This is a genomic window from Streptomyces sp. B93 (assembly GCF_018070565.1).
Classification (GTDB): Bacteria; Actinomycetota; Actinomycetes; order Streptomycetales; family Streptomycetaceae; genus Streptomyces.
The window spans coordinates 185,588-208,116 of the sequence record NZ_JAGPXL010000011.1; the positions used below are offsets into that span (position 1 = coordinate 185,588).

Consider the following 22,529-nt stretch of genomic DNA (forward strand, 5'->3'; position numbering starts at 1 on the left):
TTTCCTGCGCAGGGTGTGACACATTCGGCCCCCGAGGCGCAGTAATGAGTGAGCCGACTGGTCATCGGCTTCATGGCACAGAGCCAGGGTTCCCCCCGTACCCAGGGCTTGTGCTCCTTGGCGCGGGCGGGACACGTTCCCCCGGTCCCGCCCGCGCCCCACAAGAAGCCCTCACCGGTGCACGACGACCTTGTCGCCGTTCCTCACCTGCGCGAACAGATCCGCGATCGCGGGCTCGTCCCGGACGTTGACGCAGCCGTGCGAGGAGCCCGCGTAGCCGCGCGCCGCGAAGTCGGAGGAGTAGTGCACGGCCTGTCCGCCGCTGAAGAACATGGCGTACGGCATGGGGGAGTCGTAGAGCGTTGACACATGGTGCCGTGACTTCCAGTAGACCTCGAACACACCTTCCCGGGTCGGTGTGTACTCCGAGCCGAACCGGACCGGCATCACCGACACCGTCCGGCCGTCGATCATCCAGCGCAGGGTCCGGCTGGACTTGCTGATGCAGAGCACCCGTCCCGTCAGACAGCGCGGATCGGGCGCGTCGGCGGGCTGACCGCCCATCAGATAGAGCTGCCACCTGCCCGGTTCCGTGGTCATGTCCAGCAGCCGCTGCCAGGTGACGGTGTCGGTCCGGCCGGTCGGGGGCAGTCCGCGCTTGCCCTGGAAGCCGCGTACGGCCTGCTCGGTCAGGTCGTCGTAGGTGCCGGTCGGCCCGTCGAAGAGCCAGTCGATCTGACGCAGCCGGGCCTGGAGTTCGCGTATGTCCCGCCCGCTGTCCCCGGGCGCGTAGAGCACCGGCGCGGGCGCTGCGGGCGCGGGCGCGTTGGTGGTCGGGGGGCGGGCCGGGGCGGACGGGGCGCCGTCCTCCGCCGGTGCCGACGACGGCAGTTCCACCCGCAGCGGCGGCACGGGCTTGCCGTCCTCCCCGGCGGGCTGGACCGTGCAGCCCGCCACCGTGGTCGCCGCCAGCGCGGCGAGTGCGCCGGACAGGCCGAGCAGGGTGACGTACGACCTCACACTCCCCATGCCCGGGATCCTTCCCCTTCCGTGAGCGCGGGCCAACCGTGGGGCATGGTTGTTGTGAGGAAGGTCCCAGCGGGAGGCCCTCCACCGGGCGCACGGCCGCCGCTACAGTCCGTGGCGAGGGTCGGCCTGTACTGGCGAGTAGCAAGCAAACGCGGAGGCGCACCATGGCACGCGAGTCGGAGTCCGGACTCCCCATCGAGCCGGTCTACGGTCCGGACGCTCTCCAGGGCTGGGAGCCCGAGGAGAAGCTGGGCGAGCCGGGTTCGTACCCGTACACGCGCGGTGTCTACCCGTCGATGTACACGGGCCGCCCCTGGACGATGCGCCAGTACGCCGGTTTCGGCACGGCGGCGGAGTCCAACGCCCGCTACCAGCAGCTGATCGCCAACGGCACCATGGGCCTGTCGGTGGCCTTCGACCTGCCCACCCAGATGGGCCACGACTCCGACGCCCCGATCGCGCACGGTGAGGTCGGCAAGGTCGGCGTGGCGATCGACTCCGTCGACGACATGCGGGTGCTGTTCGGCGGCATCCCGCTGGACAAGGTGTCGACGTCGATGACGATCAACGCCCCGGCCGCCCTGCTGCTGCTCCTCTACCAACTGGTCGCCGAGGAGCAGGGCGTCAGCGCCGACAAGCTCACCGGCACGATCCAGAACGACGTGCTGAAGGAGTACATCGCGCGCGGGACGTACATCTTCCCGCCGAAGCCCTCCCTGCGGCTGATCGCCGACATCTTCAAGTACTGCAAGGCCGAGATCCCCAAGTGGAACACCATCTCGATCTCCGGCTACCACATGGCAGAGGCGGGCGCCTCACCCGCGCAGGAGATCGCGTTCACGCTGGCCGACGGCATCGAGTACGTGCGCACGGCGGTCGCCGCGGGCATGGACGTCGACGACTTCGCGCCCCGGCTGTCGTTCTTCTTCGTCGCCCGTACGACGATCCTGGAGGAGGTCGCCAAGTTCCGTGCCGCCCGCCGGATCTGGGCCCGGGTGATGCGCGACGAGTTCGGAGCCAAGAACCCCAAGTCGATGATGCTGCGCTTCCACACCCAGACCGCGGGCGTGCAGCTGACCGCCCAGCAGCCCGAGGTCAACCTGGTCCGCGTCGCCGTCCAGGGCCTCGCCGCGGTCCTCGGCGGCACCCAGTCGCTGCACACCAACAGCTTCGACGAGGCGATCGCGCTGCCGACGGACAAGTCCGCCCGGCTCGCCCTGCGCACCCAGCAGGTCCTCGCCTACGAGACCGACGTGACGGCGACCGTCGACCCGTTCGCCGGGTCGTACGTCATCGAAAAGATGACCGACGACGTCGAGGCGGCGGCCGTCGAGCTGATGCGGAAGGTCGAGGACCTCGGCGGCGCGGTCAACGCCATCGAGCGCGGCTTCCAGAAGAACGAGATCGAGCGCAGCGCCTACCGCATCGCCCAGGAGACCGACAGCGGAGAGCGGGTCGTCGTCGGCGTCAACCGCTTCCAGCTCGACGAGGAGGAGCCCTACGAGCCCCTGCGCGTCGACCCGGCCATCGAGGCCCAGCAGGCGGAGCGGCTGGCGAAGCTGCGCGCCGAGCGCGACCAGGGGGCCGTCGACGCCGCCCTGACCGCCCTGAAGAAGGCCGCCGAGGGCGAGGACAACGTCCTGTACCCGATGAAGGACGCGCTGCGGGCCCGGGCGACGGTGGGCGAGGTCTGCAACGCGCTGCGGGAGGTGTGGGGGACGTACGTCCCCTCGGACGCCTTCTGATCCGGTTCGGACCGGGTTCGGAGCGGGTCCGGAGCGTGTTCTCATCGGGATCTGCTCGGCTTCTCAGCGGGATCTGATCGGGATCCGGACGGGCCGGGCCGAGTGTCGTAGCCGCGTGCGACACTCCCTTCCATGTTCGGTGTCATCGACCTTCCCACGTACCTCGCGGGCCTGATCCTGATCGTCCTGCTGCCCGGTCCGAACTCGCTCTACGTCCTGTCCGTGGCCGCCCGGCGCGGTGTGCGCGCCGGGTACACCGCCGCGGCGGGCGTGTGGTGCGGGGACACCGTGCTGATGACGCTGTCGGCCGCCGGGGTCGCCTCGCTGCTCCAGGCCAACGCCGTGCTGTTCGGGATCGTGAAGTACGCGGGCGCCGGGTATCTGAGCTGGCTCGCGGTGGGCATGCTGCGGGCCGCGTGGGGGATGTGGCGGACGCGGCGGACGCCCGTCGCCGACGACGGGGCGGCCCCCGCCGCCGACGAGCGGCCCTACCGGCGGGCGCTGGTCATCAGCCTGCTCAACCCCAAGGCGATCCTGTTCTTCGTCGCCTTCTTCGTGCAGTTCGTCGACCCCGGGTACGCCTATCCGGTGCTCTCGTTCGTCGTGCTGGGCACGTTGGCGCAGCTGGCCAGCGTCGTCTATCTCAGTGCGCTGATATTCAGCGGGACGAGGCTGGCGGCCGCCTTCCGCCGCCGCCGGCGGTTGTCCGCGGGGGCGACGTCGGCGGCGGGGGCGTTGTTCTTCGGGTTCGCGGTGAAGTTGTCGTTGGCGTAGGGCTCCACCGGTTTCGGGTGCGGCGTTCTACCGGGCTGTCGGCCGACATGCCGTGCGGGCCTTGACCAGGGCACGGGTGACGAGGGGCGGCAGCAGGTCGATGACGACGCGGCGGGCGCGGCTGCGGGGGCGGCGGGGAGGAGACGCCTTGGCGGCGGGCGCGGGTGGTGCCGGTACCGGCTGGTGGGGAAGTGGTGTGGGCTCGGCCGGGACGTCCTCCTGGGCCTCCTGGCCGTAGCGGGACAGAGGGAAGGCCGGGGCCCGCATCTCGCGCTTGGCCTTCAGCCGGATGATGCGGTGGCCCGCCGCCTGCTGCACGCTCAGGTGGCAGTCGTCCCGGCCGCGGACCATCGCCAGCAGGTCCTCCTGGACGGGCCCGGGGTCGCCCCAGGTGCCGTACAGCTTCTGGGTGCTCAGGCAGATCGGGCGCAGGCCCCGGTTGAGCACGGCCTCCCAGACGGCGACGGAGACGCCGGGGGTGTGCTCGGAGCGGAAGTCGTCCAGGACGACGATCCCGTCGGGCAGCAGGGCGTCGCGGGCGGCGCCGATGTCGCCGTGGACGTGCTCGTAGAGGTGCGAGGCGTCGATGTGCACGAACCGGCAGGAGCCCGGGGGCACCTCGCCGGGGACCAGGGAGCTGGGACCCTGGAGGACGCGGGGGAGTTCGTCGTGGAAGGCGAGGTAGTTCGTCTCGAACGCGCGCCGGGTGAGCGTGGCGTACGACTTGGTGGACTCGGCCCGGTTGGCGTCGTCGGGCGCGTCGCCCTCGAACAGGTCGCAGACCGTGTACCGCTCGCCGGGGCGCAGATGACGGCCCAGGAAGATCGCGCTCTTGCCCAGGTAGACGCCGACCTCCAGCAGGTCGCCCCTGGCCCCGTCGGCCTCCTGCCGGTCGAGGAGCCATGCGAAGAGCACCTGGTCGAGTACGGGGAACCAGCCGCGGACGTCGTCGAGACGGCGGGGTGGCGCGGTGGCGCCCGCGGGGAGACCCGGGGCGCCGTCGCGTACGGCGGTGTGTGCGTCGCTCATAGCGGGGGAGCACTTCCTTGTGCGGTGGGGCGGGTCAGGAACTGGGCACTGCTTGCCCGCAGCAGGGCGAGCAAACCTCTCAGAACCCGAACTTCACGCCAATTCCCCTGCCTTGGTGCCCAAGTGGGCTCAAGAGTCACCCGCCCGGCGTACCGCGTCCCCCTTTCCGGTGTTCCCCGGCGTCGTCAGCGCCTTGCGCAGCACGGGCGTGGCCCACCGCTCCACGTACCGGTTGAGCAGCCAGGCCAGGGCGAGCATCGCGGTGAGCGTGGCCGCGAAGGTGGCGGCGGACGGGACGCCGAGGTCCTGGTGGAGGTACTTGATGACGACCCAGCCCAGGTGCTCGTGGACCAGGTAGAACGGGTAGGTGAGGGCGCCCGCGACGGTCAGCCAGCGCCAGTCCGCCCAGTGGAGCCAGCCCAGGGCGATGGCGAGGACCGCGGCGAACCCGAAGGTGACGATGAGGATGATGACCGAGGCCGAGCGGTAGGAGAACTGGCCGGGGTGGTCGCTGTGCCACAGGTTGGACACCGCGATGTGCTGCCCGGTCAGCCAGCTCACGGCGAGGATGCCCCACGCGGTGATGTCCCGGCGGTCGCGGTGGATGAGGTAGATGGCGATGCCGCCGATGAAGAAGGGCGCGTACTTGGGCATCAGCAGCAGGTCCAGGAACGGTTCTCCGGATGCCTGTGCGAGCGCCGCCGCCAGTGTCCACACCGAGCAGAACAGCACCACCCGGTGACGGCTCGCCCCCGGCAGCACGATGCAGAGCGCGAACAGCGCGTAGAAGCGGACCTCCACCCACAGCGTCCAGTCCACCCCGAGCACCCGGTGCGCGCCCAGCGGTTCCTGGAGCAGCGTCAGATTCAGCAGCGCCTCGCTCGGCGTCACCGCGTCGTACACCACGGCGGGCAGCGCGAACACGCCCGTGACGAGGACGACGGCCACCCAGTAGGCGGGCATCAGCCGGGCGGCCCGGGAGGCGAAGAAGGAGCGCAGCGAGCGCCCCCACCCGCTCATACAGATCACGAACCCGCTGATGACGAAGAAGATGTGCACACCGAGGGGGCCGTAGGCGAAAACGGAGTGGAGGGTCGGGAACTGCACTTTCGGCGAGGATCCCCAGGCCACGGTAATGTCACCGCCGCGTCCGCCGTAGTGGTAGAGCGCCACCATCAGGGCGGCCAGCAGACGCAGTCCGTCGAGGGCGCGCAGCCTGCCGCCGGAATTCCGCCGGCCGCGGGGCGCGGACTGAGGGGCCCGAACGTCGGGCACCACGGCCGTGGCGGAAGTCGGTGCCGTGTTCACGACCGTTTCGGTCACGCTGATACCTCTCGAACGGCGGGGTGAATACCCCGACCCTAGGACGCTTTCCCGCGTACTTCCGTTCGAGGGCACCACGATTTGCCCGACGGCCCCTCGTGGTTCACCTGAAGGTCGTATTGGTTTCTTAGTGTTCTCCAACCTTCCTTGATGCCGTGGCATATCCATGCCGTCGACGCTTCACCCGGATCGTTTCTTCAACGCCAGACTCGCAGGAGCACCATGACGAGGGTTCGCAGCAGATGGTCACGTCCCCGGACGGGGGACCCGGCCTCCGCGCCAGACGCCGCCGGTCCGCCGACCGCACAGCCCGGCCCCGCCGAGCTGGAGGACTGCCTACGGGCCTGCGCGGTGCACAGCGGCAAGCTCGTGGGCAGCCTCGACCACCGTCGCATCGCCCTCGCCGAACAGCTGCGCAAGCTGCTCGCCCTGTGGGCCACCCAGGAGACGGCCGCCGCCACGGGCGGCGGCGGACTGCTGCGGCGCGGCACCAAGGCAGCCGGCGGGCAGCTGGACAACGACCTGCTCGACGCCCTCCTCGCGGTCGGCAACAAGGCCCTCGACTGTGGTTACGACGACGAGCTGAACCTCGCCCTGCTCATCACCGACACCGTGCTCAGCCAGCGCAGGAACTCGCGCGCGGGCTGGCGGCTGCGCGGCCGGCTGCTGGAGACGATGGGTCACCCGGACGCCGCCATCGAGGCGTTCGACCGTTACGTCGGGCTGACCAAGGAGGACGGCTTCGGCGTCCGCACCAAGATCGCCGGACTGCGTGCCGCCCAGGCCGGACGCGCCGAACTGCTGGCCCTGCTGGAACGCGGTGTCCCCGAGGCGGCGCAGTACGCCGGGCAGCCGCCCACCGACGTGTGGGCCGACGGGCTCGCGGCGTACGGCGCCGGGGACTGGGACGGGGCCGAGCCCCGGCTGGTCGGCGCCCTGCTCGCCATGGACCGGGCCGAGAGCCCCGAGCAGGACTTCCAGGAGGCGCTCAGCCACTACCTGGACCTGTGCACCGGCGACCGGGCGGCCCGCCCCACCCCCGAACTCACCGAGATCATCGCCCGCTTCGCCGAACAACGCCGCAACCGGATGCGCGGCCCGCTGTCCGACCCGACCTTCGGCGGCCTCCAGTGGCTCACCCTCGGTGAGTTCCGCAACAGGATCGCGGGCAAGTCGATCTGCCTGATAGCCAACTCCGGCAAAGTCGGCACGAGTTCGCTGGGCGCCGAGATCGACGCCTACGACCTGGTGGTCCGCTTCAACTCCTTCAAGATCGACCCGGCTCACACCGGCGCGCGGACCGACATCCACGTCACCATCCACAAGCACGGCTTCAACTGGGACCGGCCGGTCGACATCCGGCTCGTCTTCGGCGGGATCTCCGGCGACTGGAAGCACTCCCTGCGCAACCGCCTGGTGCCCGGCGCGCAGAAGTACCTGGGCGACGAATCGCTGCGCTGGCCCGTCCGCAACATCGGCAAGCTCGGCACGGACGCCTGGCCCGCGATCCCCACCAGCGGCTTCAACATGCTCTGGCTGCTCGACTTCCTCGACGTCAGCCCCACCCTCGACCTGATCGGCTTCGACTTCTACGAGAGCGGCGCGTACCGACTCGACGCCGCGATGAAGATGCCGATCACGTCCGTGCACGAATACACCAGCGAGAAGGCGTGGGTCATGGAACGGGCCCAGAGCGTCTCCGGCATGAGGATCTCCCTGCGATGACCGCGACCCACATACCCGCAGCCCCCGCGCCGGCGGGACCGGCCACCGACGCCCGCGCCCTCACCGGCAAGCGGCGGATCGCCTTCGCCAGCTTCGTCGACGAGAACTACCTGCCGGGGTTCCTCGTCCTGCTGCGCTCCCTGGCCCTGTCCAACCCGGCCGTCTGCGAGGACTTCATCGTCCTGCACGACGACCTCAAGCCGTCCTCCGTGGCCCGCATCCGCGCCCTGCACCCGCGCGTGGTCTTCCGCCGCGTCGACGCCGACCACTACGAGACGTACGCCAAGGGCGACCAGGACAACTACCTGGTCCGCAAGGCCTACTTCATCCTCGACGTGTTCCGGATACGCGACTACGACACGGTCATCACCCTGGACACCGACATGGTGGTCCTCGACTCGATCGCCGAACTGCTGTCGCTGCGCGAGGGCCTGGCCGCCGTACCGCAGTTCTTCTACGGGCAGCACAAGCTCAACAGCGGTCTGCTGGTGATCCAGAAGGAGTACCTGACCGACGAGTTCTGCCGGAAGATCGACCAGGTCGGCCGCTCCGGCTCCTACGAACTCGACAAACACGACCAGGGCATCCTGAACGCCGTCCTCGACGGCGACTTCGTCCGCCTGGACGCCCGGTACAACTTCGTCAAGCGGCGCCTGTCCGGGGACCTCGCGGTGCCCGAGGACACCGCCATCCTGCACTTCACCGGCCGCCACAAGCCCTGGCAGGGCGGCGAGGCGGGCTACGACAGGGCGCAGGAGCGCTGGCGCGAGTTCGACATCGACGACGCCGAGCTGCACACCGCCTTCCTCACCAAGGGCGCCCCGCACCGGGACCTGCTGGTGCACTACGGCACCCCGCACGTCGAGCGCACCGGCGACGTCGACACCGCCCGCCGGGTCGCCCTCGCGCACATCGGCACCGGTGACTACCAGGCCGCCGTCGACATCATGGAACGCGTCCACATACCCGTCGACGAGGCCTGGCCGCACGAGGTCTACGGCCACGCCCTGCTGAGCGTCTCCCGCTACGCCGAGGCCCGCGCCCAGCTGCTGCTGGCCACCGCCGCGCCCAACCGCGCCGCCACCGCCTTCTCCCGGCTCGCCCAGATCGCCTGGGTGCACGGCGACGACGAGACCGCGCAGAAGTACGCCCTCCAGGGCCTCACCGTCGACCCCACCCACCGCGCCAGCCGCATCTGGCACCAGCGCGCCGTCGGCGTCCCCGCCCAGCAGCAGGGCAGCGCCGCCGACCAGCTCGCGCACGTCGCCTTCTACATGGACCGGCAGGGCAACGCGGGCGACAAGCTCCTCCCGGAGAGCGTCCGGCTCGCCTTCGACCAGGACACCGGCCCCCGCCGCTGGCACCCGGTGCACGCCCACCGCCTCTTCGACGAGGCCGCCCTCGAACGGGTCAACGCCCGCCGCGGAATGGTCATCGGCGGCGGCGGCCTGTTCATCCCGGACACCATGCCCAACGGCAACAGCGCCTGGCAGTGGAACGTCCCCGACGACCTGCTCAAGCGCATCGAGGTGCCGATCGCGGTGTACGCCGTCGGATTCAACGCATTCGACGGCCAGTCCTACCGCGCCACCAGGTTCCGTGAGTCGCTGCGGCTGCTGGTGGAGAAGTCCGCGTTCTTCGGACTGCGCAACCACGGCTCGATCGAGAAGGTCCGCGCGATGCTCCCGGCGCACCTGCACGACAGGGTGCGCTTCCAGCCCTGCCCGACCACGGTCACCCGCCAGCTCGTCGACGGCTGGACGGACCCGTCCCGGCGCGAGGACACCATCCTGATCAACGCCGCCTACGACCGCGCCGCCCTGCGCTTCGGCCACGACTACGGCCACTTCCTCGCGCAGATGGCCCAGGCGGTGCGGGACCTCGGTGACCTCGCCGAGGTGCGGTGCGTGGCGCACTCCCTCGACGACGAGCGGATCGCCTTCGACCTGCGCCGCGAGCACGGGATCTCCCTGCCGGTCATCCCGATGTACGACTTCGACAACGACGAGATCCGGGACCTCTACGCCCGTACCCGGCTGGTCATCGGCATGCGCGGGCACGCGGGCATGATCCCGTTCGGCTGTGGCACGCCCATCATCAGCCTGATCTCGCACCCGAAGATGGCGTACTTCCTGCGGGACATCGAGCGGCCCGAGTGGGGCGTCTCGGTGCACGAGCGGAACCTCGCCGCCGTCCTGGTGGAACGCGCCCGCGATCTCCTCGCCGACCACGACCGGACCGTCGCGGACCTCCACGGACGGCAGCAGGAGCTGTGGAAGGTCACCCAGGCGAACGCGGCGGAGCTGCGCACCTTGCTGGGCGGCTGACGGCATCCGGCACGGCGAGAGGGTCCCGGCGGCGCCGCCGGGACCCTCGGTGCTCAGGGCCGCGGTGTGAACAGCAGGTTCCGGGTGCCCTTCGGGCGCGGCGCGGAGGCCGGGACGAGTTCACCGTCGGCCTCGGCGATCCAGTGGGCGTCATAGCCGAGGGGTGAGAACTCGGCGAGCAGGGGGTCGAGGGGGGCGCCCACCAGAGCCTCCAGCAGCACCGTCGGCCGGTCGCGGGCCAGCGTCCCGCGGGCGCCCCGCAGCACCGACATCTCATGGCCCTCGACGTCGATCTTGACCAGGTCCAGCCGGGTCCCGTCGAACACCTCGTCCAGGGTGACCAGCCGTATCCGCTTCAGCTCGGCGTCCCCGGCGGACTGCTCCAGGGTCGAGCCGGTGGACAGCAGGTTCCCGGCGAAGCGGACGCTGATGTCGGCCCAGCCCGGCTCGCTGGACACCCCGGCCTGATGGCGCCGTACGTTCTGCACGTTGTTCAGCCGGAGGTTCACGGCGAGCCGGGCGTGGATCATGTCCACCGGCTCGAAGGCGTGCACCTTCGCCCGGGGGTTCGCCAGCGCGGCGATCATGGTGAAGTAGCCGACGTGTGCGCCGACGTCGGCCACCGTCCCGCTCCCGGCGGCCAGTCGCGACCAGGTGGACAGGGTGCCCGGCTCATAGCCGAACCGCCCGTTCCACAGGGTGTCGAGGGCCACGGCGTCGTCGTTGACGCAGAACATCACGAAGGGTGGTCCGTACGGGGAGTCGATCTGGGCCAGACCCCGGTACGGGTGCTTCTTCCGGTGGCTGCGGATGATGTCCCCGGTCGACACCGGCCGCACGGTCGCCGCATGCGCCAGCGTGCGGGCGTTGGCTTCTTCGAGTTGAGGAATGCGCACCCGGCGAGCGTAGGACCGGGCCCGTCGGCTCGGACATCCGTTCCTGCGCTGTTCACCGGGATTTCGCCGTCGTCCGGGCAACCCCCGGGTGGGCGGGTCGCGGCGCACCGCCGTGACCCGCCCGGACGGTCAGCGCCGTACCGCCTTCTTCAGGGCCCGGGCCCGGCGCACGACGCGCCGTGCCGTGGCGTTGCGCGGCAGGAAGCCCAGCCGCTCCGGGATGCCTCCCGGCAGCCCCAGGGAGGTCAGACGGCGGCGCTTGAAATAGCGCTGGAGGCGAGGCCCGTAGTGGGCGGCGAGGAACCGTTCGACGGCCGGCCGCAGGCTCGGGTAGATCTGCGGCTGCATGGTGAACCCGACCGCGGTGACCAGTCCGCCCAGCAGCTCGGCCGGGACGGCGAGGTCGTCGCGGCTGCCGTCGCGCTGGTCGGACAGCTCGGGCAGCAGCGCGTCGGCCAGGGTGACCGGGACGCGGTTGCTGTTCTGGTAGGGCGTGAGCCGGTCGAGCAGCGGCTCGGTGCCGACGCGGGCGACCGGGAGGTCGTAGAACGCGGACGCGGTGAACAGCGCGGTGGAGAAGCAGCCGACGACCAGCGCGGGCCTGGTCTTCTCGAACAGCACCTCGGCGAGGACGGGTGAGCCGATCACGGTCAGCTCCACGCCGAGCTTTTCCGCCTCCGCCTCCAGGGCCAGGCTGTAACGGGCCGGGGCGGTGGGGTGCGGCTTGAAGACGACGGAGCGGTGCCCGCGTTCGACGGCGCCCCGCATCATCCGTACGTGCAGCTCCTCCTCCTCGGCCGGGGTGAGGATGTTCAGCGCCGACAGGTACTGGCCGAGCAGCAGCGCCGCGTTCTCCGGCAGCGCGGGCAGCTCACCGGAGGCGCCGGTGAGGCTGCTGAGCACCTTGGTGAAGGCCTGCGTCGGCACCACCTGCGCGCTCACGTCGAACTCGGTGAGCAGCATCGGCGTGAGACCGGGCACCAGGTCGAGGTGGAGCAGCCGCCGTACACGCGTGCCGACCAGCGGGTCCAGCTTGTTGCGGGTGGGGCCGTAGCTCATCAGCCCGTCCGCGTAGACGTGCACCGGCGCGTCGGTGAACATCTGCGCGAGCGCGAGCGCGGGGTTGACCTGGATGGACTCCAGCACCAACTCCACCCGGTCGTCGCCCAGGTCCCACAGCAGCCGCAGATACCGCTCGAACAGCGGCAGGTCGTCGGGGCGCGGCGACCAGGCTCCGGGGTGGAAGGGCCGGATGGCGTCGTTGTAGAGGGCGACGTCGTCGAAGTGGTCGCGCAGGGGCCCGAAGCCGGGCATCTCGTGCACGGACGGGGTGGTCTCCGGGGTCGTGGAGTTGTTGAACACCAGCAGCATCCGGCGGTCCGCGTCCTCGAAGAGGTCGGAGTCGAGCGCGGCGGCCAGGGTGGCGGCGCCGTACAGCGTGGAGACACAGAAGATCTGGGTGGTCCGGGTGGTTCGGGACATCAGGCGGCCGCCTTCGCTGGAGTGATACGGCGCCGCAGCCGCCGCAGTTTGGCGGCGCGCCGCAGGTCCATGGTGTCGAGGACGTCGCCGAGGGCGTCCTGGGGCATGCGCTTTATGGCCGCCGCCGCCATCACCCGCAGCTGCTTGGCCACCGGGGGCTCGAACTTCTCGATCCCCGACAGGTGGTGGGCGATGATCGCGCAGTAGGTGCGCACCGCCTTCGGCAGCAGCTTGTCCGCGTCCCGGTCGGCCGCCGTCTCCTCGACGACCTGGTCGAAGGCCCGGATGAAGTCGAGTTGGCGGACATCACCGATCTGGGTGAGCGAACCGGCCACCCCACGGCGGTAGAAGACGCCGAGCAGGCTCACCACGGCGAAGGTCTCCGCCTCGCGGTGCAGCTTCCAGATCCACGGCCGGTCCTCCGCGGTGCGCAGCCCGTCGGTGAAGTGCAGGACCCCCTTGTCGAGGAGCCTGCGGTGGTAGGCCCCGGCCCAGGCGTAGGCGTAGTCGACGGAGGTGGTGCGGTCCACGGGGAGGATGGCCTCACGCGGGTTCAGCACCTCGTACCGGCGGCCGACCGGGGCCCGGTGCACGGACCGGGCGCGGGCGGTGGTCTGTACGTGGTCGGTGCGCACGAAGTCGCACCCCAAGTCCTCGATGGCGGTCACCAGTTCAGTGAGGTAGCCGGGGGCCAGCCAGTCGTCGCCGTCGAGGAAGGTGAGGTACTCGCCGCGGGCGAGGTCGAGACCGGTGTTGCGGGCCGTGGCGAGGCCGCCGTTGACCTCGTGGCGGACATGGCGCACTTCGGCGACCTTCGAGAGGTCCTCGGCAGCGCGTTCGAGAATCGCCGGTGTTTCATCCCTCGAATGGTCGTCCACGAGGATGAATTCGAAATCCTCTCGAGCGTTTGCGCGAAGACTCCTGAGGGTGTCCGGAGCGTATTGCTGGACATTGTAGAACGGCACGATCACGGAGAGCTTGGGCACCTGGGAAAGCTTAGGAGGTGGCCCGGCTGCGGAACTTTCCGCTTGGGGTACGGAAGGTGAACTCAATGTGTCGGAACGGTGCATGCCGCGTACTTCCTGGGCGTTGACGAGCCAGTTCGGCTTTCGGTGGTCTGCTGTTTACTTTTTGTTGCGTGGCGGTTCGACCACAACTAGGAATTCCTCCCTAGGTTTTGGGATGTGCCACCAAGTACAACGAAGCCCCCACGGATCGCAGTACTCGCGGACTCCGACACCCGCTGGAAATGGGGTGCGCTGACCGCGGGCCGCATCGTTCCGGGCCCGTCCATGGAAGCCGGAGCGCTCGGCGACACGCAAGTCACCACTGCGCTGGACGGATTCCTGCTGCGCGGCCGCGCCACCCCCACCGCCCGGCAGCTCGCCGAGGTCGGCGTGCGCGCCGACTCGCTGCGCGAGGTCACCGCCGTCGAGTTCCTGCGCACCATGGCGCGGGAGTCGTACGACGTCCTCGTCCTGTCACTGGTCGGCGGCGGTGTCCAGGCGATGCTGCACGGTCTGGCACGCGTCTACGAGGACCGCGCGGACCGGCCCGTGATCGTCACCGGCTATGTCGGCGTCGTCTACGAGAAGCTCGCCGACGGCCTGCTGCTGCGGCACGGCGCGGACCTCGTCCTCGCCAACTCCCGCCAGGACGCCGAGCGTTTCCGCGCCGTGTACGACGGGGTGGGCGCCGACTCGACCACGGTCACCGAGGTGGCGCTGCCGTTCCTCGGCGGCACCCCCTACACCGGCGAACACGACCCGTACACCGTGGTGTTCGCCGCCCAGCCCTCCGTACCGGACAGCCGCAGGGACCGCACCTACCTCCTCGACCGGCTGATCCAGCACGCCCGGCTGCACCCCGAGCGCGAGGTGCTGCTGAAACTGCGCTCCAAGCCCGGTGAGCACACCACCCACATCGAGGAACTGCCCTACCAGAAGCTCGCCCAGCGGCACGGCGAACTGCCGCCCAACTTCCAGCTCGTCTACGGCAACATGGGCGAGGTCCTGGACCGCACCGACCTGCTGGTCACGGTCAGCTCCACGGCCGCGCTGGAGTCACTGCACCGCCGTATCCCCACCGTCGTCCTCACCGACCTCGGCATCCGCGAGACGCTCGGCAACCACCACTTCACCGGCTCGGGCTGCCTCGCCTCCTGGGACCAGCTCGACGCCGGGCACCGGCCCGCCCCCGACGAGGAGTGGACCGCCCGCCAGGGCGTGTGCGCCGACGGCTCCTACCCGACCGCCTTCGACGCCGCCCGCGAACGGATCGCCAAACTCCTCGACCGGCCCGGGGGACTCCCGCCGATCCGGCCGTACTACACACCCGTGACCGCGCCCGGATACCTCCCCGGCATCCTCGCCCGCCACCACCTCGGCCCCGACGGCACCCCGCTGCCCGGCGCCCCCGCCCACGACCGCGAGCCCGGCCCCGTACGGCAGATAGTGCGCCGCGCCGCCCGCGGCGCCTACCGCCACGGAGTCCAGCGGGTCGCGCCCGTCATCCGGCGGATGGGGGAGCTGTGACCCTCCCGCACGCCCTTCGAAGCAGGAGTACCTCCATGTCCAACCCGGAAGCGACACCGGGCGCCGCGCCGCGCCGGGTGCTCGCCGTGATCCCCGCGCGGGGCGGCTCCAAGGGCGTGCCCGCGAAGAACCTCGCCCCCGTCGGCGGCGTCCCCCTGGTCGCCCGCGCCGTGCGCGAGTGCCGCGCCGCCCGGCTCGTCACCGACGTCGTCGTCTCCACCGACGACCACGCCATCGCCGCCGCCGCCCGGCAGGCCGGCGCCGAGGTCGTGCTGCGCCCCGCCGCCATCGCGGGCGACACCGCCACCTCCGAGGCCGCCGTCCGGCACGCCATGGACGCCCACGAGGCCCTGCACGGCGTCCCCGTCGACGTGGTCCTGCTCGTCCAGTGCACCAGCCCCTTCCTGGTCCGCGAGGACATCGACGCGGTGGCCGCCGCGGTCGCCGAGAACGGCGCCGACACCGCCGTCACCGTCGCCCCCTTCCACGGCTTCGTCTGGCGCGACGCCGACCAGGAGGCCACCGACACCGAGGGCGAGCCGGTGACCGGCGGCTACGGCGTCAACCACGACAAGTCCTTCCGCCCGCGCCGCCAGGACCGCCCCCAGGACTACCTGGAGACCGGCGCCGCCTACGCGATGGCCGCCCCCGGCTTCCGCGAGCACGGGCACCGCTTCTTCGGCCACACCGAACTCGTGCGCACCGACCCCGCGCGCGTCCTGGAGATCGACGACCCGCACGAGCTGGCCCGGGCCCGCGCCCTCGCCCCGCTCTTCGACGCCGACCGCCCGGGCGCCCTCCCGACCGCCGACGACATCGACGCGGTCGTCCTCGACTTCGACGGCACCCAGACCGACGACCGGGTGCTGATCGACTCCGAGGGACGGGAGTTCGTCTCCGTGCACCGCGGCGACGGACTCGGCATCGCCGCCCTGCGCAGGTCGGGGCTGAAGATGCTGATCCTGTCCACGGAACAGAACCCGGTCGTCGCCGCCCGCGCCCGCAAGCTGAAGCTTCCGGTGCTGCACGGCGTCGACCGCAAGGACCTCGCCCTCAAGCAGTGGTGCGAGGACCAGGGCATCGCGCCCGAGCGCGTGCTCTACGTCGGCAACGACGTCAACGACCTCCCGTGCTTCGCCCTCGTCGGCTGGCCCGTGGCGGTCGGCAGCGCCCACGACATCGTCCGTGGCGCCGCCCGTGCCGTGACCACCGTCCCCGGTGGCGACGGCGCGATCCGAGAGATCGCCGGCTGGATCCTCGGACCCTCGCTCGACTCTCTCGACCCCCTCACCAAGTAAGGAATCCCCAGCCATGAGCACCAACTCCCGCCTCCGCGCCCTCGGTTCGAAGACCGCCGGACCCGGCCAGCCCGTCTACATCACCGGCGAGATCGGGATCAACCACAACGGCGAGCTGGAGAACGCCTTCAAGCTGATCGACGTGGCCGCCGAGGCGGGCTGCGACGCGGTCAAGTTCCAGAAGCGCACCCCGGAGATCTGCACCCCGCGCGACCAGTGGGACATCGAGCGCGACACCCCCTGGGGCCGGATGACCTACATCGACTACCGCCACCGCGTGGAGTTCGGCGAGGACGAGTACCGCCAGATCGACGAGTACTGCAAGGAGAAGGGGATCGACTGGTTCGCCTCCCCGTGGGACACCGAGGCCGTCGCCTTCCTGGAGAAGTTCGACGTCCCCGCCCACAAGGTGGCCTCCGCCTCCCTCACCGACGACGAACTGCTGCGCGCCCTGCGCGCCACCGGCCGCACCACCATCCTCTCCACCGGCATGTCCACCCCGAAGCAGATCCGCCACGCCGTCGAGGTCCTCGGCTCCGACAACATCCTGCTCTGCCACGCCACCTCCACCTACCCCGCGAAGGCGGAGGAGCTGAACCTGCGCGTGATCAACACCCTCCAGCGGGAGTACCCGAACGTCCCGATCGGCTACTCCGGCCACGAGACCGGCCTCCAGACCACCCTCGCCGCGGTCGCCCTCGGCGCCGTCTTCGTCGAGCGCCACATCACCCTCGACCGCGCCATGTGGGGCTCCGACCAGGCCGCCTCCGTGGAGCCGCAGGGCCTTCAGCGCCTCGTCCGCGACATCCGCACCATCGAGGCCTCCCTCGGCGACGGCATCAAGAAGGTCTACGACTCCGAGCTGGGCCCGATGAAGAAGCTCCGCCGCGTCCAGGGCGCCGTCGCCGAGGCCGAGATCGCCGCCGCCGCGGGCGAGCCGGTCACCGTCTGATCAACCCACCCCACCCCCACCCCACCCACGGGACGGTCGTACGCCGATGAGCCCCCGCGCCGGGAACGCCAGCGCCCCCACTCTCGCCTTCGTCGAGAGCCCGGTCCAGCTCCTGAACGTGCTGGAGTGGGCGCACCGCCACGCCCCCGGCGCGGACCTCACGCTCGTCGTGCTCTCCCCGAACGACCCGATGACCCGCGGCCAGCTGAGACGCATGTCCGAGCTGGCCCGCGAGGAGGGGTACGAGGTCCGCTGGGAGGAGGCGCGGGGCGGCGCCGCCGCGCCCTTCCAGACCATCGGCGGCCTCATGGGCCCGCTGCGCCGCGCGGAACGGATCGTCATGGGCGATCCCTTCTCGCGCTACGTCCAGCTGCTGCTGACGATCACCCGCGCCCGTGACCTGGTCGTCGTCGACGACGGCACCGCCACCATGGAGTTCGTCACCCAGCTCGCCCGCGGCGAACGCCTGGTCCGCTGGCACCGCAAGGGCAGCCGCCCCGGCCCCCGCGACCTGGTCTTCGGCCCGGTCTCCGGCGCCGCCCGGCGCCGCCTCACCCCCGGCGAGCGCCGCCGCGTCACCGTCTTCTCCTCGATGCCGATCGCGGAGGCCCCCGGTGGTGTGGAGATCACCGCCAACGACTTCTCCTGGACCCGCGCCCGCTTCGGCCCGCCCCGCATCACCAGGGGCGCCGACCTGGTCGGCACCTCCCTGGTGGAGACCGGCGTCGTCGACGGCGAACGGTACCTGGAGGCCGTACGCACCCTCGCCAAGGCGCACGGCGCCACCCGCTACTTCGCCCACCGCCGCGAGGGCGCCGACAAGCTCCACCGCCTCTCGCTGGAGACGGGCCTGGAGGTCGTACGCCCCGAACTCCCGCTGGAGCTGATCGCCCGCCGCGGCCCCATCGGCGGCACGATCCTCAGCTTCCCCTCGACGGTCGTCCACACCCTGCCCCTGGCCCTCGCCGGAACCGGCGTCCGCGTCGCGGTCTGCGACATCGACCCCGACTGGCTCACCCACGGGGCGTCCCCCCGGGCGCAGGGCTTCCTGAACGGCGTAACGGGCACGGCGAGGGGAGTGGACCGCCTCCTGGCCGTCCGGGGAACATGAGGGCGGCGCCCCGAGGGGCGCGGGGAACTCCCCCCACCCGTCCGCCAGCTGAACGCGCGAGCGTGGGCGGCATGGGGCGTGGTATGCGTGAGGGAGAGGATGGGTGCCGGAGGACAGCCCACTGGGCACGAAATCCGGCGAGTCTACCCATCCGTCCCGACGCCTATGCGTCCGGCGGCCAGATTTTCTTCCCCTAACGGGCTGAAGTTTTGTTGATCTCGGGTCAGTTGGCCGTCCGGGCGTCCTACCCTTCAGAGGGTGAAGCAATTGATGTCACTGGAGTCCGAAGCCGGCGCCCCCGGGGAAGCCGGGCTTCCCGGCACCCTGCCGGAGGCCCTGCGCACCGAGCTGATCGCGTTCCGCCGCGATCTGCACATGCACCCGGAACTCGGCAACCAGGAGTTCCGCACCACCGCCGCGATCAAGGCCCGGCTGGAGAAGGCGGGCCTGAAGCCACGCGTTCTCGCCGTGGGCACCGGACTGGTCTGCGACATCGGCGTCGACGAGGACGGCGGTGAGGGCGGCCCCGCCATCCTCGCCCTGCGGGCCGACATCGACGCGCTGCCCATCCCGGACGCCAAGACCGAGTGCCCCTACCGGTCCACCGTCCCCGACCGCGCCCACGCCTGCGGCCACGACGTGCACACCACCGTCGTCCTCGGCGCCGGACTGGTCCTCGCCGACCTGCACCGCCGTGGCCTGCTGCCCCGCCCGGTGCGGCTGGTCTTCCAGCCCGCCGAGGAGGTGCTGCCGGGCGGTGCCGCCGACGCCATCGCGTGCGGCGCGCTGGACGGCGTCGGCCGGATCATGGCCGTGCACTGCGACCCCCGCGTCGACGTGGGCCGGATCGGTCTGCGCCAGGGCCCCATCACCTCGGCCTGCGACCGGCTGGAGATCGCCCTCGACGGCCCCGGCGGTCACACCGCCCGCCCGCACCTGACGACCGACCTGGTCACCGCCGTCGCCCGGGTGGTCACCGACGTCCCGGCGATCGTCGCCCGGCGTGTGGACACCCGCAGCGGGCTCGCTGTGACCTGGGGCCGCGTCGAGTCCGGCCACGCCCCGAACGTCATCCCGCAGCACGCCGAGTTGTCCGGCACCGTGCGCTGCCTGGACCTGGAGACCTGGCGCACCGCGCCCGACGTCGTGCACGCGGCCGTCGACGAGGTGGCCAACCTGCACCGCGCCAAGTCCGAGATCAACTACGTGCGCGGGGTGCCGCCCGTGGTCAACCACCCCGACGTCACCGAGCACCTGCGCGCCGCGATGACCGCCCGCCGGGGCGCCGACTCGATCGAGGACACCGAGCAGAGCCTCGGTGGCGAGGACTTCTCCTGGTACCTGGAGCACGTCCCCGGCGCGCTGGCCCGCCTCGGCGTGCGCACCCCCGGCGAGCGCACCGTGCGCGATCTCCACCAGGGCGACTTCGACGCGGACGAGCACGCCATCACCGTAGGAGTGGAACTGTTCACGGCCGCCGCGCTTGTCGACGGCGGCTGGTGATTCCCGGGCCGCGTTCGGGTTGCGGCCCCTCGGACGTGGGGGCAACGTGGTGCGCGTGACGCTCAAGCACGCGCACCTTGTCCTATGCACACCATTTGATCCGGTGGTTCACGGGGACGTAACCGGCCATCGGCACGAATGGATAACGGCCAGCCAAGACCCCGTTCCCAGGAGTGTCTACGCGCGTTAATGTGCGCCGAACTGAGCACCCACTGCGGGGCTTTGGAGAATGGGGAACTTCACGATGCGTCGGATATCCAAACTGACCCGCGTCGCGGTGGGGGTCGCGTCGCTCGCGCTCGCCGCCACGGCCTGCGGTGGTACCAGCAGTGACAACAACGACAGCGGCAGCGACGGCGGCAAGGACGACCTCGGCCTCGCCATCGCCTACGACATCGGCGGCAAGGGCGACCAGTCCTTCAACGACGCCGCGTTCGCCGGTCTGGAGAAGGCCCGCGACGAGTTCGGCTACAAGACCGCCGACATCGAGCCCACCGAGGGCGAGACCGACGCCGACAAGGAACAGCGGCTGGCCTCCCTCGCCAAGCAGGGCTACAACCCCGTCATCGGCGTCGGCTTCGCCTACGGCCCGGCGATGGAGGCCGTGGCCGCGAAGTACCCGGACACCACCTTCGGCATCGTCGACTCCGTGGTCGAGGGCGACAACGTCGCCTCCCTGGTCTTCGCCGAGGAGCAGGCGTCCTATCTCGCCGGTGTCGCCGCCGCCAAGGCCACCAAGACCAACACCGTCGGCTTCGTGGGCGGCGTGGACATCCCGCTGATCCACAAGTTCGAGGCCGGTTACAAGCAGGGCGTCCAGGACACCAGCGGCGGCAAGGTCAAGGTCGTCTCCCAGTACCTGACCCAGACGGCGGAGGAGGGTGGCTTCTCCAGCCCCGACAAGGGGAAGGCCGCCGCCGAGGGCCAGATCGAGAAGAAGGCCGACGTCGTCTACCAGGCGGCCGGTCTCTCCGGGCAGGGCGTCATCGAGGCCGCCGCCAAGGCGAAGGTCTGGGCGATCGGCGTCGACTCCGACCAGTACGAGCAGGAAGCCCTCGCGGCGTACAAGGACTACATCCTCACCTCCGCGCTCAAGGACGTCGGCGGCGCGGTGTACACGCTGGCCAAGTCCGTCGAGGACGGTGAGCCGCTGACCGGCGTCCAGACCTTCGACCTGAAGGTGGACGGCGTGGGCCTGTCGGAGTCCAACCCCGAGTTCGCGAACATCGAGGGTCTCCAGGACGCCGTGAACGAGGCCAAGGAAGGCATCATCGACGGTTCCATCAAGGTCAACACCGAGTGACCACCGCCGTGCTCCCACGGTGACGAAGCGGGCGGCGCCCTGGGGGCCCGCCCGCTTCACCGTTGCCCGCCGGGCATCACCGACCGCCACCCGCCCTTCGCGGTCGGCGACCCTGTGACCAAGGTCTCCGGGTCCTTGGGCACGGGGACATAACAAGGCGGACAGAAGGGGTTTTCAGGCTGGTCTACGCGCGTTAATCTGCGGAAAAGCCAGCGCCGTTGCTGAACCGTCCCGGCGCGGAGCGACCCCGGGGGCGGGGGTACCCCATCCCTCCCCGGACCCGCTAGTACGACAGGAGCACCACCATGCGCCGGATTTCCCGGATCACGGTCGCAGGCGCAGCGACCGCCTCCCTGGCCCTCGCCCTCGCCGCCTGCGGCGGTACGTCCTCCGACAACGCCTCCTCGGAGTCCCAGGGCGACAAGGGTCTCGCCATCGCGTACGACGTCGGCGGCAAGGGCGACCAGTCCTTCAACGACGCCGCGTACGCGGGCCTGGAGCAGGCGAAGAAGGAGTTCGGCTACGAGACGGCCGACATCGAGCCCACCGAGGGCGAGACGGACGCCGACAAGACCCAGCGGCTGTCCTCGCTGGCCAAGCAGGGCTACAACCCGGTGATCGGCGTCGGCTACGCGTACGCCGCCGCCGTGAAGGAAGCCGCGGCCAAGTACCCCGACACCACCTTCGGCATCGTCGACGACGCCACCATCGAGGCGGACAACGTCGCGGACCTGGTCTTCTCCGAGGAGCAGGCGTCGTACCTGGCCGGTGTCGCCGCGGCCAAGTCCACCAAGACCAACACCGTCGGCTTCGTGGGCGGCGTGGACATCCCGCTGATCCACAAGTTCCAGGCGGGCTTCGAGCAGGGCGTGAAGGACACCAACCCGAAGGTGACGGTGCTCTCCCAGTACCTGACCCAGACGGCGGAGGAGGGCGGCTTCTCCAGCCCCGACAAGGGCAAGACGGCCGCCGAGGGCCAGATCGAGAAGAAGGCCGACGTCGTGTACGCGGCGGCCGGTCTCTCCGGTCAGGGCGTGATCGAGGCCGCCGCCGCCAACGAGGTGTGGGCGATCGGTGTCGACTCCGACCAGTACCAGCAGGAAGCCCTCGCCAAGTACAAGGACTCGATCCTGACCTCGGCGATGAAGGATGTCGCCAAGGCGGTCTACAACCTGGCGAAGTCGGTCGAGGACGGAAGCCCCGCGACCGGTATCGTCAAGGGCGATCTGAAGACGGGTGAGGTCGGCCTGTCGGACTCGAACCCCGCGTTCAAGGACGACGCCGACCTCCAGAAGGCCGTCGAGGCGGCCAAGGAGAAGATCATCAGCGGCGAGATCGAGGTCAAGTCCAGCTGACACTTTCGAACGACCCTGAGCAGCGTGTAACCGCGGGGTTACGTCCGCTCAACGGGGTACGGGGAGGCTTCTCCCCGTACCCCGTTGTCAGCGGTGCGTCGCCCCTTTGTATGCCGTAGGGGCGCTACGCGCGTAGACGACCC

17 protein-coding genes are annotated in these 22,529 nt (G+C 70.6%); 11 read left to right on the top strand and 6 right to left on the bottom strand.

Annotated features, from left to right (window positions below):
* Window positions 1–171: 171 nt before the first annotated feature.
* The gene (locus tag KBY47_RS14075; protein ID WP_210921412.1) at window positions 172–1,029 is read right to left on the bottom strand and encodes a L,D-transpeptidase family protein; all 858 of its coding nucleotides are present in this window, start codon (window positions 1,027–1,029) and stop codon (window positions 172–174) included.
* 164 nt (window positions 1,030–1,193) lie between these two features.
* Here KBY47_RS14075 and KBY47_RS14080 point away from each other — a divergent pair, with 164 nt between their 5' ends.
* Together KBY47_RS14080 and leuE are read left to right on the top strand one after the other, a co-directional pair.
* Window positions 1,194–2,774: a methylmalonyl-CoA mutase gene (locus tag KBY47_RS14080; RefSeq protein ID WP_210921413.1), complete on the top strand. Its 1,581-nt coding sequence runs from the start codon at window positions 1,194–1,196 to the stop codon at window positions 2,772–2,774.
* A gap of 132 nt (window positions 2,775–2,906) precedes the next feature.
* On the top strand, window positions 2,907–3,548 hold the full coding sequence (gene leuE, locus KBY47_RS14085) for a leucine efflux protein LeuE (RefSeq protein ID WP_210921414.1): 642 nt from the start codon (window positions 2,907–2,909) through the stop codon (window positions 3,546–3,548).
* A 27-nt stretch (window positions 3,549–3,575) separates the two neighbouring features.
* Here leuE and KBY47_RS14090 read toward each other — a convergent pair whose 3' ends face one another.
* Together KBY47_RS14090 and KBY47_RS14095 are read right to left on the bottom strand one after the other, a co-directional pair.
* Window positions 3,576–4,577 (bottom strand): class I SAM-dependent methyltransferase, encoded by a 1,002-nt coding sequence (locus KBY47_RS14090; protein ID WP_210921415.1) that lies wholly within the window; start codon window positions 4,575–4,577, stop codon window positions 3,576–3,578.
* Window positions 4,578–4,706: 129 nt separating this feature from the next.
* Entirely contained in the window at window positions 4,707–5,900 is a 1,194-nt protein-coding gene (locus KBY47_RS14095; protein WP_308405153.1) for an acyltransferase, read from the bottom strand.
* A gap of 222 nt (window positions 5,901–6,122) precedes the next feature.
* Here KBY47_RS14095 and KBY47_RS14100 point away from each other — a divergent pair, with 222 nt between their 5' ends.
* On the top strand, window positions 6,123–7,625 hold the full coding sequence (locus KBY47_RS14100) for a glycosyltransferase family 29 protein (protein ID WP_210921416.1): 1,503 nt from the start codon (window positions 6,123–6,125) through the stop codon (window positions 7,623–7,625).
* Complete coding sequence (locus KBY47_RS14105) at window positions 7,622–9,952, top strand: glycosyltransferase (protein ID WP_210921417.1); 2,331 nt, start codon at window positions 7,622–7,624, stop codon at window positions 9,950–9,952. Before KBY47_RS14100 ends, KBY47_RS14105 begins: the two co-directional genes overlap by 4 nt.
* A gap of 53 nt (window positions 9,953–10,005) precedes the next feature.
* Here KBY47_RS14105 and KBY47_RS14110 read toward each other — a convergent pair whose 3' ends face one another.
* From KBY47_RS14110 to KBY47_RS14120, 3 genes are all read right to left on the bottom strand, one after another.
* Window positions 10,006–10,848, bottom strand: coding sequence for an FkbM family methyltransferase (locus tag KBY47_RS14110; protein WP_210921418.1), 843 nt, complete (start codon window positions 10,846–10,848; stop codon window positions 10,006–10,008).
* A 129-nt stretch (window positions 10,849–10,977) separates the two neighbouring features.
* Window positions 10,978–12,330: an alpha-2,8-polysialyltransferase family protein gene (locus KBY47_RS14115; RefSeq protein ID WP_210921419.1), complete on the bottom strand. Its 1,353-nt coding sequence runs from the start codon at window positions 12,328–12,330 to the stop codon at window positions 10,978–10,980.
* A complete protein-coding gene (locus tag KBY47_RS14120) occupies window positions 12,330–13,316 on the bottom strand; it encodes a glycosyltransferase family 2 protein (RefSeq protein WP_210921420.1) in 987 nt (328 codons plus the stop codon). The genes KBY47_RS14115 and KBY47_RS14120 overlap by 1 nt, the downstream gene beginning before the upstream one ends.
* A gap of 198 nt (window positions 13,317–13,514) precedes the next feature.
* Between KBY47_RS14120 and KBY47_RS14125 the strand changes: the two genes are divergently transcribed.
* The 7 genes from KBY47_RS14125 to KBY47_RS14155 all read left to right on the top strand — a co-directional run bounded on the left by KBY47_RS14125 (window position 13,515) and on the right by KBY47_RS14155 (window position 22,386).
* The gene (locus KBY47_RS14125) at window positions 13,515–14,864 is read left to right on the top strand and encodes a DUF6716 putative glycosyltransferase (protein ID WP_210921421.1); all 1,350 of its coding nucleotides are present in this window, start codon (window positions 13,515–13,517) and stop codon (window positions 14,862–14,864) included.
* A 35-nt stretch (window positions 14,865–14,899) separates the two neighbouring features.
* Window positions 14,900–16,162, top strand: a complete 1,263-nt coding sequence (locus KBY47_RS14130; protein ID WP_210921422.1) for an N-acylneuraminate cytidylyltransferase — start codon at window positions 14,900–14,902, stop codon at window positions 16,160–16,162.
* A gap of 13 nt (window positions 16,163–16,175) precedes the next feature.
* Window positions 16,176–17,114 carry an N-acetylneuraminate synthase family protein gene (locus tag KBY47_RS14135; protein ID WP_210921423.1) on the top strand — a complete coding sequence of 313 codons (939 nt, stop codon included), beginning with the start codon at window positions 16,176–16,178 and terminating at the stop codon, window positions 17,112–17,114.
* A 46-nt stretch (window positions 17,115–17,160) separates the two neighbouring features.
* A complete protein-coding gene (locus KBY47_RS14140; RefSeq protein ID WP_210921424.1) occupies window positions 17,161–18,225 on the top strand; it encodes a hypothetical protein in 1,065 nt (354 codons plus the stop codon).
* A gap of 270 nt (window positions 18,226–18,495) precedes the next feature.
* Window positions 18,496–19,728: an amidohydrolase gene (locus KBY47_RS14145; protein ID WP_210921451.1), complete on the top strand. Its 1,233-nt coding sequence runs from the start codon at window positions 18,496–18,498 to the stop codon at window positions 19,726–19,728.
* A gap of 244 nt (window positions 19,729–19,972) precedes the next feature.
* A complete protein-coding gene (locus tag KBY47_RS14150) occupies window positions 19,973–21,031 on the top strand; it encodes a BMP family protein (RefSeq protein ID WP_210921425.1) in 1,059 nt (352 codons plus the stop codon).
* 305 nt (window positions 21,032–21,336) lie between these two features.
* A complete protein-coding gene (locus KBY47_RS14155; RefSeq protein ID WP_210921426.1) occupies window positions 21,337–22,386 on the top strand; it encodes a BMP family protein in 1,050 nt (349 codons plus the stop codon).
* The last annotated feature ends 143 nt before the right edge of the window (window positions 22,387–22,529 follow it).

Excerpts from the sequence above, each read along its gene's own strand:
- KBY47_RS14150 (WP_210921425.1), top strand. The coding sequence starts at position 19,973 with ATGCGTCGGATATCCAAACTGACCCGCGTCGCGGTGGGGGTCGCGTCG.
- KBY47_RS14115 (WP_210921419.1), bottom strand. The coding sequence starts at position 12,330 with ATGTCCCGAACCACCCGGACCACCCAGATCTTCTGTGTCTCCACGCTG.
- KBY47_RS14135 (WP_210921423.1), top strand. The coding sequence starts at position 16,176 with ATGAGCACCAACTCCCGCCTCCGCGCCCTCGGTTCGAAGACCGCCGGA.
- KBY47_RS14145 (WP_210921451.1), top strand. The coding sequence starts at position 18,496 with ATGTCACTGGAGTCCGAAGCCGGCGCCCCCGGGGAAGCCGGGCTTCCC.
- KBY47_RS14080 (WP_210921413.1), top strand. The coding sequence starts at position 1,194 with ATGGCACGCGAGTCGGAGTCCGGACTCCCCATCGAGCCGGTCTACGGT.
- KBY47_RS14155 (WP_210921426.1), top strand. The coding sequence starts at position 21,337 with ATGCGCCGGATTTCCCGGATCACGGTCGCAGGCGCAGCGACCGCCTCC.
- leuE (WP_210921414.1), top strand. The coding sequence starts at position 2,907 with ATGTTCGGTGTCATCGACCTTCCCACGTACCTCGCGGGCCTGATCCTG.
- KBY47_RS14130 (WP_210921422.1), top strand. The coding sequence starts at position 14,900 with ATGTCCAACCCGGAAGCGACACCGGGCGCCGCGCCGCGCCGGGTGCTC.
- KBY47_RS14140 (WP_210921424.1), top strand. The coding sequence starts at position 17,161 with ATGAGCCCCCGCGCCGGGAACGCCAGCGCCCCCACTCTCGCCTTCGTC.
- KBY47_RS14075 (WP_210921412.1), bottom strand. The coding sequence starts at position 1,029 with ATGGGGAGTGTGAGGTCGTACGTCACCCTGCTCGGCCTGTCCGGCGCA.
- KBY47_RS14100 (WP_210921416.1), top strand. The coding sequence starts at position 6,123 with ATGACGAGGGTTCGCAGCAGATGGTCACGTCCCCGGACGGGGGACCCG.
- KBY47_RS14105 (WP_210921417.1), top strand. The coding sequence starts at position 7,622 with ATGACCGCGACCCACATACCCGCAGCCCCCGCGCCGGCGGGACCGGCC.
- KBY47_RS14090 (WP_210921415.1), bottom strand. The coding sequence starts at position 4,577 with ATGAGCGACGCACACACCGCCGTACGCGACGGCGCCCCGGGTCTCCCC.